11 protein-coding genes are annotated in these 12,893 nt (G+C 33.0%); 3 read left to right on the top strand and 8 right to left on the bottom strand.

Annotated features, from left to right (window positions below; all coding sequences use genetic code 11):
- Positions 1–15: 15 nt before the first annotated feature.
- Positions 16–1,005, top strand: a complete 990-nt coding sequence (gene trpS / locus HMPREF2629_RS03180) for a tryptophan--tRNA ligase (RefSeq protein WP_017175817.1) — start codon at positions 16–18, stop codon at positions 1,003–1,005.
- A 50-nt stretch (positions 1,006–1,055) separates the two neighbouring features.
- On the opposite strand, the gene HMPREF2629_RS03175 is transcribed toward trpS, so the two are convergent.
- The 5 genes from HMPREF2629_RS03175 to opp3b are packed head-to-tail and all read right to left on the bottom strand — an operon-like array spanning position 1,056 to position 6,769.
- Positions 1,056–2,714 carry a peptide ABC transporter substrate-binding protein gene (locus HMPREF2629_RS03175; RefSeq protein WP_048761206.1) on the bottom strand — a complete coding sequence of 553 codons (1,659 nt, stop codon included), beginning with the start codon at positions 2,712–2,714 and terminating at the stop codon, positions 1,056–1,058.
- Positions 2,715–2,738: 24 nt separating this feature from the next.
- Positions 2,739–3,689 (bottom strand): ABC transporter ATP-binding protein, encoded by a 951-nt coding sequence (locus HMPREF2629_RS03170; protein ID WP_019835659.1) that lies wholly within the window; start codon positions 3,687–3,689, stop codon positions 2,739–2,741.
- Positions 3,676–4,761, bottom strand: coding sequence for an ABC transporter ATP-binding protein (locus HMPREF2629_RS03165; protein WP_070813140.1), 1,086 nt, complete (start codon positions 4,759–4,761; stop codon positions 3,676–3,678). The genes HMPREF2629_RS03170 and HMPREF2629_RS03165 overlap by 14 nt, the downstream gene beginning before the upstream one ends.
- 17 nt (positions 4,762–4,778) lie before the next feature.
- Positions 4,779–5,843 carry an oligopeptide ABC transporter permease gene (opp3C, locus tag HMPREF2629_RS03160; RefSeq protein WP_002448155.1) on the bottom strand — a complete coding sequence of 355 codons (1,065 nt, stop codon included), beginning with the start codon at positions 5,841–5,843 and terminating at the stop codon, positions 4,779–4,781.
- The gene (gene opp3b / locus HMPREF2629_RS03155; RefSeq protein ID WP_017175826.1) at positions 5,843–6,769 is read right to left on the bottom strand and encodes an oligopeptide ABC transporter permease; all 927 of its coding nucleotides are present in this window, start codon (positions 6,767–6,769) and stop codon (positions 5,843–5,845) included. Before opp3b ends, opp3C begins: the two co-directional genes overlap by 1 nt.
- A gap of 231 nt (positions 6,770–7,000) precedes the next feature.
- Between opp3b and HMPREF2629_RS03150 the strand changes: the two genes are divergently transcribed.
- Positions 7,001–7,378, top strand: a complete 378-nt coding sequence (locus tag HMPREF2629_RS03150; RefSeq protein WP_061544382.1) for a DUF3899 domain-containing protein — start codon at positions 7,001–7,003, stop codon at positions 7,376–7,378.
- A 52-nt stretch (positions 7,379–7,430) separates the two neighbouring features.
- On the opposite strand, the gene fabF is transcribed toward HMPREF2629_RS03150, so the two are convergent.
- The gene (fabF, locus tag HMPREF2629_RS03145) at positions 7,431–8,675 is read right to left on the bottom strand and encodes a beta-ketoacyl-ACP synthase II (protein ID WP_049382334.1); all 1,245 of its coding nucleotides are present in this window, start codon (positions 8,673–8,675) and stop codon (positions 7,431–7,433) included.
- 13 nt (positions 8,676–8,688) lie between these two features.
- Positions 8,689–9,630 carry a beta-ketoacyl-ACP synthase III gene (locus tag HMPREF2629_RS03140; RefSeq protein WP_070813139.1) on the bottom strand — a complete coding sequence of 314 codons (942 nt, stop codon included), beginning with the start codon at positions 9,628–9,630 and terminating at the stop codon, positions 8,689–8,691.
- Positions 9,631–9,855: 225 nt separating this feature from the next.
- On the opposite strand from HMPREF2629_RS03140, the gene HMPREF2629_RS03135 reads away from it, so the two are divergent.
- On the top strand, positions 9,856–10,056 hold the full coding sequence (locus HMPREF2629_RS03135; RefSeq protein ID WP_017175830.1) for a DUF2929 family protein: 201 nt from the start codon (positions 9,856–9,858) through the stop codon (positions 10,054–10,056).
- Positions 10,057–10,157: 101 nt separating this feature from the next.
- Here the strand turns inward: HMPREF2629_RS03135 and clpB are convergent, their stop codons facing one another.
- Complete coding sequence (clpB, locus tag HMPREF2629_RS03130; protein ID WP_061544380.1) at positions 10,158–12,767, bottom strand: ATP-dependent chaperone ClpB; 2,610 nt, start codon at positions 12,765–12,767, stop codon at positions 10,158–10,160.
- Positions 12,768–12,893 lie beyond the last annotated feature (126 nt).

Here is a 12,893-nt window from a genome sequence, read left to right as displayed (position 1 = left end):
AAAGTAGGCATCTATATGGAGACATTATTTTCAGGAATACAGCCAAGTGGGATACCTACATTAGGTAACTATATTGGTGCATTAAAACAATTTTCAGACGTACAGAACGATTACAACTGTTACTTTTGTATTGTAGACCAACATGCGATTACTGTCCCACAAGATAAAATCAAATTGCGTAAACAAATTCGTCAGTTAGCAGCAATTTATTTAGCTTCAGGTATTGATCCAGATAAATCAACATTATTTATTCAATCAGAAGTTCCAGCACATGTTCAAGCCGGTTGGATGTTAACAACCATTTCAAGTGTTGGCGAGCTTGAACGTATGACGCAATATAAAGATAAAGCGCAAAAACGTACAGATGGTATTCCAGCTGGTTTATTAACTTATCCACCTTTAATGGCAGCTGATATTGTTATTTATAATACAAATATTGTGCCCGTAGGTGAAGACCAAAAACAACATATGGAACTTACTAGAAATTTAGTAGAACGTTTTAATAGTCGTTATAACGATATATTAGTTAAACCAGAAATTCGTATGCCAAAAGTTGGTGGACGTGTAATGAGTTTACAGGATCCAACAAAGAAAATGAGTAAAAGTGATGATAATCAAAAAAACTTTATCTCATTACTAGACGAACCAAATGTTGCAGCGAAAAAAATTAAAAGCGCTGTAACTGATTCAGATGGTATTATCAAGTTTGATAAAGACAATAAACCAGGAATTTCTAACCTACTTACAATTTATTCAAGTTTAACTAATAAATCTATTAAAGAGCTTGAAACACAATACGAGAATGAAGGATACGGAACATTCAAAACAGACTTATCAGAAGTAGTTAAAGACTTTTTAGTACATTTCCAAGAAAAATATAACGAATTTTATAATTCAGATAGATTGGATGACATCTTAGATCAAGGGCGTGACAAAGCTCAAAAAGCTTCTTTTAAAACACTGAAAAAAATGGAACGTGCAATGGGCTTAGGACGTAAGAGATAAATCATTATAAATAAGACCACGAGTATAAGTAAAATACTCGTGGTCTTATTTTAGTTATCTTTCTTTTTTCCTGTTTCACGATCAATTGATTTATCGATATATACATGTTTCAGTGTAGTATCTGGACCAATTTTATGATACTGTAATCCTTTGACCTGTGGATTAGTTAAGTGTGCTTCACCTTTTTGATAAACAGGAGCTACTGGTGCATCATGAAGTAAGATACTTTCCGCACGTTGTAGCGCTTCATTTCTTTTTTCTGTTTCACGTAACAATGAACTATTTGATTCTTTTAAAAGCCTGTTATATTCTTTGTTATCCCAATCAGTATTATTTTGAGCATTATCCTTAGTCATTGTTTCTAAAAATGCTGTTGGATCAGGATAATCTGGACTCCAACCTGAATAAGTCGCTTCGTAATTATTAGCTAATTCTAAAGTGGTTTTTTGTTTAAATGGCATTTGTTTAATTTTTAATGTAACGCCTGGTAAGTTTGATTCAATTTGAGATTTAATATACTCTGCAGCTATTTTAGCAGCTGGTGTATCTTGCGTATTCATTGTAAATGCAAACTCTTTTTTACCTAATTCTTTTTTTGCCTTTTCCCAATTTTGTTTTGCTACCTTAGGATTATATTTTAAAGGAGACTCAACTGTACTTGCGAAGTCTTTACCGTCAGGCGTCTTCGCTGTACCTATTCCCGTGAAATTATTTGAAGCAAGAGACCCATCATTTAAAACAGTTTTTACATACCCTTTTTTATTGATAGCTTGTGCAATAGCTAATCTCAAATTTTTATTTTTAAATTCAGGCACTGTTTTTTCATTCATTTTAATATAAAAAGTAGCAGCAGTTAAACGATAGTTTAATTCTTGACTGCCTTTATATTTATCTACTTGTTCAGAAGTGATGATTGTATCATCGATTGAATTAGTATCATATAAAGAAGCGCCAGCTTGTTGATCTTTTAAAACTTTATAATTTACTTTATCTAATTTGACATTTTTCTTATCCCAATATTGATTATTTTTAACCAATTGTATTTTATCTTCTACCTGCCAATTGATAACTTTGAATGGCCCATTATAAACTGCTCTTTCAGCATTCGTTCCATATTTTTTATCATATTTTTTGGCAATTTTAGCATCTTGTGGATAAAACGTACTTAAAGCAAGTAATTCATTTATGTACGGTACTGGTCTTTCTAAATCAATTTGAAGTTTATATTTATTTAACGCTTTGATTCCTAAAGAATTTACTGGTTTTTTTCCAGTATTAACTAAATCTGCATTTTTTATATCACTCATTATATATGCAAATTCAGAGGCGGTTTTTGGATCTACAACTTTTCTCCATGCATAAACAAAGTCATGCGCTGTTACAGGATCTCCGTTTGACCATTTTGCATCTTTTCTTAAATTGATAGTCAGCGTTTTACCACCATTACTTTTTTGTGGTGTTTCTTTTGCTACACCTAAAGTTACTTTGTCATTTTTATCTATTGAATATAATCCTTCGAAAGTTTGACCAGCAACATCGCTAGAAACAGCATCTGTAATAAGAGCTGTATCTAAAGTAGTTATATCTTGAGTAATTATTTTTCTGAATACCTGTCCTTCATCAGAATATAAACTTTTTTTGTTACTACACGCTGATAGTATTAAAGTGAAAATAACTAATAGCGTTAAATATTTATATTTTTTCTTCACATTCTTGTCCTCCCTTCCTCAGACTTAATTATGTTGAAGATGAGTTTGATCTTGTTCTTTTAAACGTACTGCTTCTTCATCTGTTACAAAAACGTAATGATTAGGTCTAATTTCTTGCAGTCTACGTTCTGCATTTTTAGATTCATCTTCTTCATACACAATTCGTTTTCTTGTTCTTTCACTATCAGGATCAGGTTGAGGGATAGCAGATAATAGTGATTTAGTATAATCATGTAAAGGATGATAATAAATTTCGTCAGACGATCCTAATTCTACAATTTTTCCAAAATGCATTACTGCTATACGATCAGAAATATATTTGACCATTGATAAATCATGGGCAATAAATAAGAAAGTAATACCTCGTTCTTTTTGTAATTTCAGCATTAAATTCACTACTTGAGCTTGAATAGAAACATCTAATGCAGAAATTGGCTCATCTGCAATAATAAACTCAGGTTCTACAGCTAAAGCACGAGCAATTCCTATACGTTGACGTTGTCCACCAGAGAACTCGTGTGGATAACGGTTCGCATGTTCTTTACTTAAACCTACTGTTTCTAGCAAATCATATACTCGACGTTTACGATCTTTTTTATCACTTGCTAACTTATGAATATCAATACCTTCTGCTACAATATCCATGACTTTTAGACGTGGATTTAAAGAAGCATATGGATCTTGAAAAATCATTTGAATTTTCTTATTAAATTTTAATAAATCTTTTCTTTTAGCAATCTTCTGAATATCTTGTCCTTCATAAAGAATTTCACCATCAGTAATATCATTTAATTTAATAATGGCTTTTCCAGTTGTAGACTTTCCACATCCAGATTCTCCTACTAATCCCAATGTTTCCCCTTTATAAATATTAAATGAAATATCTTCGATTGCTCTAACTTCATTACGTTTACCTTCATTAAAATACTGCTTTAAGTTTTTAATTTCTAATAATATTTCTTTATTCTTCTCCATCGAACGACACCCTTTCTACTCGACGTGGCTTGTCGTAATTATTAGGCATTTGACGTTGTCTCTTTTGTACCATCTCTGGCGGTTCAACTTTTGGAGCGCGTTCGTCTAATAACCATGATTTTACATAATGAGTAGGTGATATTTTAAACCATGGTGGTGCTTCCTTAAAGTCAATGTCTAGTGCATATTGACTACGTCTTGCAAATGCATCACCCTTTGGTGGATGTAATAAATCAGGCGGAGTACCTGGAATTGCAATTAATTCTGTCTCGTTACTTGTTGTTAAATCAGGCATTGAAGATAATAATCCCCATGTATATGGATGTTTTGGATCATAAAAGATTTCATCGACATTTCCAGTCTCAATCATTTGCCCTCCATACATAACAGCCACTCTATCAGCCACATTTGCTACTACCCCTAAGTCATGTGTAATAAAAATAATAGATGTTTCAATTTTTTGTTGTAATTCTTTCATTAAATCTAAAATCTGTGCTTGCATTGTTACATCAAGTGCTGTCGTTGGTTCATCTGCAATTAAAATTTTAGGTTCGCACGCCAATGCAGTTGCAATAACAATTCTTTGACGTTGACCCCCAGAGAATTGATGAGGATATGCTTTAAATCTTTTTTCTGCATTAGGCAGTCCTACTAAATTTAAAATCTCAAGTGCACGTTTTTTTGCTTCAGATTTACTATAATGACGATGTTTTATTAAAGGTTCCATAACTTGCTTACCAATTTGCATCGTAGGATTTAATGACGTCATAGGGTCTTGAAATATCATAGAAATATCTTTACCACGAAGTTTGTTTAATTCTTTTTCAGATTTAATTGCTAAATCTTCCCCTAAAAAATTAATTGTCCCTTTTTTAATTCTCCCTGTATCCCCCTGGAACAATTTTGTAATTGCTTTTGTTGTTACAGATTTGCCAGAACCTGATTCTCCGACAATCGCTAATGTTTCCCCTTTATTTAAAAAGAAATCTACTCCTCTAACCGCTTGCACTTCCCCGGCAGTAATATCAAAGGAAACATGCAAGTTGTTGACTTCTAACACTCTTTCTGACATAGATTTTGCCTCCTTTGTTATTTACGCATTTTTGGATCAAATGCATCGCGTAATCCGTCACTAAATAAGTAAAAGAATAAAATTAATAAACTTAATACTGTAGCTGGAATAAATAATTCGTGTGGGTGTATTAACAACATTGCTCGTCCATCATTTACGAGTGAACCAAGTGATGTTTTCGGTGCAGGTACCCCTATACCAATAAAGCTTAAAAATGCTTCGAAGAAAATTGCACTTGGTACAGTAAACATAGATGTTACTACAATGGCACCTAGTGTATTCGGTAAAATATGTTTAAAAATTAATTTAAATTTTGAAGCCCCTAATGTTCTTGAAGCCATTACAAATTCTTGACTTTTTAGTTTTAAAAATTCACCACGCACTACTCTACTCATACCTAGCCATCCAGTGATAGACATAGCTAAAATAATCGTCCAAATAGATGGTTCAAATATCAATACAAATAAAATAACAATAATAAGATTAGGAATAGATGCTATAATTTCTAAAATACGTTGCATCACATTATCAACACGTCCCCCAAAAAATCCTGAAATAGCACCATAAACGACTCCTATAAAGATATCTAGTGCAGCAGCTACAATGCCAATAAATAATGAAATTTGAGCACCTTTCCATGTTCTAGTCCAAAGATCACGACCTAATTGATCTGTACCAAACCAAAAATTTTCTTTCACGCCCGCTTCTTTATAAGCGCTCTTACCATCTGCCCCTGTTCCATCAAAAGGTAAAAAGTGTACTTGATCTAGTACTGGAATTTTAGCAGGTAAATTTCGTCTAGTAACATCTTGTTCAGCATAGTCATGTTTACTAAATGCTGGTCCTACAAATGCAAGAATGACAATTAAAATGAGTCCAATCAAACCGACAATAGCTAATTTATTTCTTTTCAACTGTGTCCAAGCATCTTGCCAGAAGTTTTTACTTTCACGTTGTATTTCTGGTTCTTTATTTAAATCGAGTTCTCTAATAACAAAATCCGTCCCAACCGCTCCCTCAGAGGTATGTGACATCGCTGCATTTGAATGGTCATCAAATGGTTTATTAAAATTTTCAGGCATTATTTTTTACCTCCTTGTACACGGATTCTTGGATCAATTACACCATAAAGAATATCTACGATAAAAATTGAAACGATAAATAATGTACTAAATAAAATTGTAGTAGCCATAATAACTGAGAAATCATTTGTTGTAATCGATCTAACGAATTGGTCCCCTAAACCAGGTACACCAAAGATATTTTCAATAGTTAAAGTCCCTGTTAAAATACCGGCTAACATTGGAACAATAATTGTAATAATAGGAATTAATGCATTTCTTAATGCATGTCCAAAAAGGACTCTTATCGGAGAGTTACCTTTAGCTCTTGCTAATAATATGTAATCAGAACTTAGTACCTCTATCATTTCAGCTCGAATATAACGAGCTACTGTGGCCATTACACTTGCTGATAATGCTAAGGAAGGCAATACTGCTGTTGAAAATCCTTCCCATCCTGCCACTGGAAACCATCTTAAACGTACTGCAAAAACGTATTGTAATAGTACTGCTAAGACGAATGAAGGTACTGATACTGCTATAACTGAAATAACAGTAGTTGTATAGTCTACCCAAGTGTTTTGTTTCGTAGCAGCAGCTACGCCTAAAATTAAACCTAAAATCACTCCAATAATCATTGCAGTAATACCCATTTCCATAGAAGGAATCAATCTCGGTTTAATTAATGACCAAACTGGTTGATTATGATATTGGAACGAATAGCCAAAATCTCCAGTTACTACATTTTTTAAATAATGAAGATATTGCACTGCTACTGGATCATTTAATCCATATTTTTCGTTTAAAATTGCTTTTTGCTCAGCACTTAATTTAGCATCATTAAATGGTGATCCAGGCATCATTTTCATTAAGAAAAATGTAATTGTGATGATAATAAATAACGATAAAACCATATATCCCAAACGTTTTAATATATATCGCGTCATCATATAGTCCCCCTTTACTAAATATTCAAAATTAACATTCCCTTCAAAATTTTCAGAAATATTTATACATATTATATATACTATTTTCATAAAATTGCAATATAATTTTACATTTTCTTAATATAAGTGTAATTTTTATATATATTATTTAAAAGAATATAAATTTTAGATTTTATTTATAGTAAATTTACAGTAAATTAGACTATATAGATAAAAAAGTCGGAGGTATACATGAACAATATTAAAACTTGGTTTATATGGCTCTTTTTGCCACTCATATGTACTTTTTTACTTTGGATGTTCGTAACTCAACATTCGTTTATCTCATTTATTAATATCTTATTTTATATATCACTTGTATTATTTATATTGTTATTTTTAATTCTCCTTGTACAAGAAGGTATATTTGATGCTACAAGTTTTGGTTTTAGACGCATGCGTTATCAACTCGCTTCTCGCTCTAAGAAAAAAACTTTAGAGAACGATGACTTTTTCAATCCAAAACAAGTAAAAAAAGAGCATTATACCATTTCAACATGGTTACTACCTGCTCTAATACTATGTGCATTTTACTTCATTTTGACTATTCTCATTTCACTTTTTCTATAATATAAGAAAACCATGCATCTTATTGCATGGTTTTCTACTCTTAACTTAATTTTTAATCTTTAAACTTTTTAAATACTAATACTGCGTTATGCCCACCGAAACCTAGACTATTACTCATTGCATATTCAATTTCTAAATCTTGTGCTTCATTTGGAACAATATCTAAGTCACATTCTGGATCTGGTGAATCTGCATGAATCGTCGGTGCAACTTTAGAGTCACGAATAGATAATGCAGAGAAAATTGCTTCAATTCCCCCAGTAGCACCTAATAAATGTCCTGTCATCGATTTAGTTGAGCTAATTTTTAAGTTTTTAGCTGCATCTCCAAATGTATTTTTAATCGCTTTAATTTCATACAAGTCACCTACTGGCGTACTTGTACCATGTGCATTTAAGTATTGAATATCTTTAGCTTCAATACCTGCATCATCTAAAGCCGCTTGCATTGCACGAGAACCACCTTCGCCTTCAGGTGCTGGTGCAGTAATGTGATAAGCATCTCCAGTTGAACCATATCCTACAATTTCAGCGTAAATTTGTGCGCCACGTGCTTGTGCTGATTCTAATGATTCAATGACTAAGATACCAGCGCCTTCACCCATGATAAATCCGTCACGTCCTTCTTGGAAAGGACGACATGCTGTTTCTTTATCATCGTTTGTTGATAATGCACGACTTGCACTGAATCCTGCAAGTGCCATATGCGTAATAGGTGCTTCAGTACCACCAGTAATCATAGCATCAGCAGCACCTCTTTGAATGATTTTAAATGCTTCACCGATAGAATTTGTACCTGTTGCGCAAGCAGTAACAGTTGAACCATTAGGTCCTTTTGCACCTAAATCAATTGAAACTTGCCCAGTAGCCATGTCAGGGATAAGCATTGGAACAAAGAAAGGACTAACTCTTCTTGGTCCCTTATTCTTCAGTATTGTATGTGCAACTTCAAATGTTTCCATTCCCCCAATACCTGAACCAATCCAAACACCGATACGATTAGCATTATCATCATTGATAGTTAAATTAGCATCTTCTACAGCTTGTCTTGCCGCTACTACTGCATATTGTGTAAAACGATCCATGCGACGCGCATCTTTTTTCGAAATATGATCTTCAATATTAAAGTCTTTTAATTCACCTGCTAAGTGAACGTTATATTCTTCAGTATCAACGCGTGTAATTGTATCAATTCCATTGACACCTTTTAAGGCATTTTCCCAATTTGTTTGGGCATCGTTTCCAATAGGTGATAATGCACCCATACCAGTAATTACCACTCTTTTGTTTTCAGTCATACATTAAATCCTCCTATTTACCCCATTTGATTACCATAGCGCCCCAGGTTAGGCCGCCACCGAAACCTACGAGTACTAAAGTGTCATCATCTTTAATTCTTCCGTTTTCTAACTCTTGTTGAATACTTAAAGGAATCGAAGCAGCTGACGTGTTTCCAAAACGGTTAACTGAAACACTCATTTTTTCTCTTTCAATACCCAATCTTTCACGTGCTGATTCCATAATTCTGATATTTGCTTGATGTGGTATAAACATATCAATATCATCAGATTCTAAACCCGCTTTTTCAACTACACGTGTAGACGCTTCGCCCATAATTCTTACAGCGAATTTAAAAACTTCGCGTCCATTCATTACTAGTTTACCAGTCTCTTTATTTAAATATAAATATTTTCCACCTGACCCATCTGAGCCCATTTCATAGCTAATAATACCTCGTCCTTCTGAGACTTCACCAATTACTACTGCACCTGCACCGTCTCCAAATAGTACAGCAGTTGAACGATCAGTTAAGTCAGTGATTTTGGATAATTTATCCGCACCCACTACTAAAATATTTTTATAGTCTCCAGATTGAACATATTGTTTTGCAGTAATCATTGAATACATGAAACCTGAGCATGCAGCAAGTTGATCCATAGTAGGCACTTTACCAATACCTAATTTTTCTTGTAGTATATTAGCTACAGATGGAAATGGCATATCTCCAGTTGCTGTAGCTACAATAATCATATCTATATCATTCGGTTTAATACCAGCATCTTCAATTGCTTTCTTACTTGCTTCATATGCTAAGTCTGATGTATCTTGGTCGTCACGAGACCAACGTCTTTCTTTAATGCCAGTCATTTTTGAAATCCATTCATCAGACGTATCTAAAAAACCTTCAAAATAGGCGTTATCGACTACTCTCTCAGGTGCATAAGCACCAAAACCTTTTATACCTACGTTCATGAACGTACACCTTCTCACTTCATTTTTTAATACCAGGTATTAATTTAACATACTTTTTAAATCTAACTCAAGTAGTTACACTTTATTAGACGATTTTGTTAAACAGTCACGAGCCAATAATTCATATAAAAAATGGCACAAATTTTTATACATTCTCTACTAATACTATACAAATAATTCACTTTACTTTAAAATGATAATATATATAAATTGGAGGTCATATATATGAAATACCTCGTAACTTTTATTTGGGCGTTAATCTTAACACAAATGGTTAACTTTGTACTTAATAGTTTAAATGGTGGCGGCAGTTTAGATGTGATTAAACCAATTATTATTGCAATCATCATTACCATTGCTATTGCCATTTTAGGTGCTATGATTAAACCTAATGATTTCGCTCGTAAAGGGAATAGAGACGTCTAAATGGTATTGTATTACGTGTTTGGAGTAATATAACGCTCTTAACAAGATTAATAATAAGAAAAGGCATTGGAAAGCTTTGCTTTCCAATGCCTTTTTATATACTATTCAGCTGAAGGTTTTTGTACATCAAATGTTAATTCTTGACTATCATTAAGATTAACATTTACTTTTGTACCTTCTGGCATATTTTCTTTAATCATCATACGAGCAAGTGGTGTTTCAATTTGACGTTGTACAAAACGTTTAAGTGGTCTAGCACCAAATTGTGGTTCGTATGCTTCTTCACCTAACCATTTTTTAGCTTCGTCTGATACTTCAATTGAAATACGTTGATCCATTAATCGAATATTTAATTGAGTTAAAATTTTATCTACAATCATACTCATATCATTTATAGATAATGGTTTAAATAATACAATATCATCCATACGGTTTAAGATTTCTGGTTTAAAGAATGCATGTAAACTATCCATAACTGCTTTTTCAGTGCTTTCAGTAATTTCACCAGAATCTTTAACATTTTCTAATAATATTTGTGAACCAATATTACTTGTCATGATAATAATTGTATTTTTGAAATCTACGCTACGACCTTTAGAATCAGTTAAACGTCCTTCATCTAAAATTTGAAGTAACACGTTGAATACATCACTATGTGCTTTTTCAACCTCGTCGAGTAGAATAACTGAATATGGGTTACGTCTTACCGCTTCAGTTAATTGACCACCTTCATCATGGCCTACATAACCAGGAGGCGCACCAATTAATCTAGAAACAGAATGTTTTTCCATATATTCACTCATGTCAATACGAATCATATGTTTTTCAGAGTCGAATAATGATGAAGCGAGTGATTTAGCTAACTCTGTTTTACCTACACCAGTTGGACCTAAGAATAAGAAACTACCTATTGGACGATTAGGATCTTTTATACCTGCACGTGCTCTCACTACAGCATCTGACACAAGATCAACCGCTTTATCTTGCCCTACGACACGTTCATGTAAGATATCACTTAAGTTTAATAATTTTTCTCTTTCTGTTTCGACTAATTTAGAAACTGGAATACCTGTCCATTGGCTTACAATATCTCCAATTTCCTCATCAGAAACAACTTCGCGAATCATGCGTTCATTATCGCCTTGTTCATCATGGAAAGCTTCTTCGTATTCTTTTAATTCTTTTTCTAATTGTGGAATCGTACCATATTGTAATTCTGCTGCTTTTTCATAATTACTTTCTGTTTGCGCATCTTCTAAAGCTTGACGACTACGATCTAATTCAGCACGTTTTTCTTGAACTTTCGCGATTTTTTCTTTTTCTTGTTCTACACGAGATTGTAATGACGCTTGTTTTTCTTTTTCATTTGAAAGTTCTTCTTGTAATTCTTCTAATCGATGTTTACTTGCATTATCTGATTCATTTTTTAATGCACTTTCTTCAATTTCTAATTGCATAACACGGCGATTAACTTGGTCTAATTCAGTTGGATTTGATCCCATTTCTGTTCGGATAGTTGCACATGCTTGGTCGACTAAATCAATTGCTTTATCTGGTAAAAATCGATCAGTAATATAACGATCTGATAATTCTGCTGCTGCTACTAAAGCACGGTCTTGAATACGCACACCATGATAAACTTCATAGCGTTCTTTTAAACCACGTAAGATTGAAATTGTATCTTCTACGTCAGGTTCACTTACACCTACTTTTTGGAATCGACGTTCTAAGGCTGAATCTTTTTCAATATATTCTCTATATTCATTTAATGTTGTAGCACCGATACAATGCAATTCACCACGAGCTAACATTGGTTTTAACATATTACCAGCATCCATTGCACCATCTGTTTTACCAGCACCAACTAACATGTGAATTTCATCGATAAATAGGATAATACGTCCATCTGATTCTTTCACTTCTTTAAGTACTGCTTTAAGACGTTCTTCAAATTCGCCTCTAAATTTTGCACCTGCAACTAATGCACTTAAATCTAATTCAAAAATAGTTTTATCTAGCAATGATTCCGGCACATCTTTACGTACAATACGTTGTGCTAATCCTTCTACAATTGCAGTTTTACCTACACCAGGCTCTCCAATTAATACTGGGTTATTTTTAGTTTTACGGCTTAAAATTCGAATGGTATTACGGATTTCTTCATCTCTACCAATAACTGGATCCATTTTGCCTTGGCGAACTTCTTCTACTAAATCTCTACCATATTTCTCTAAAGCTTCATAATTTACTTCTGGATTTTGTGAAGTCACATGATTTCCCCCTCTAACTTTAGTAATAATTTCTTTGACTACTTCTTCTTTATTTCCTACAAATTGTTGTGTTGTTTCATCAATGTCCATAGCAGCACGTAAAATATGTTCCATTGAGATATATTCATCTTCATATTCTTTCATATATGACTCAGCTTTATTTAATAATTCGTTTGCTTTTGAGCCAATATATTGTCCATATTGAACATTATCACCTTGTACTGATGGATAGTGTTTTAATTTTTCACTATACGCTTGATTTAATTGATCAGTGTCTATATTTGCACGTTCTAAAATACTTTTAAACAAGCTTTCGTCTTCTTCTAAAGTTCCTTTTAGTATTGCTTCAATTTCAATATTTTGTAATTCATTTTCTTTACTTAATTCAATTGCTTTTTGCAAAGCTTCTTGTACTTTATAAGTCATTTGATTGATATCCAAATGTATTCACCCCTACTTTTTGTATAAGAGTATGGTCAAATACTTCTTCGTTTGACTTTGACTTTCTTTGACCTTAATTACATTATAGACCTTCTTTACTAATTAATCAACACTTTTACTCATCTT

This window comes from Staphylococcus sp. HMSC034C12 (genome assembly GCF_001835895.1).
Classification (GTDB): Bacteria; Bacillota; Bacilli; order Staphylococcales; family Staphylococcaceae; genus Staphylococcus; species Staphylococcus hominis.
The sequence above is the reverse complement of the archived record's forward strand: the minus strand, read 5'-3'. Positions and strand labels throughout refer to the sequence as shown.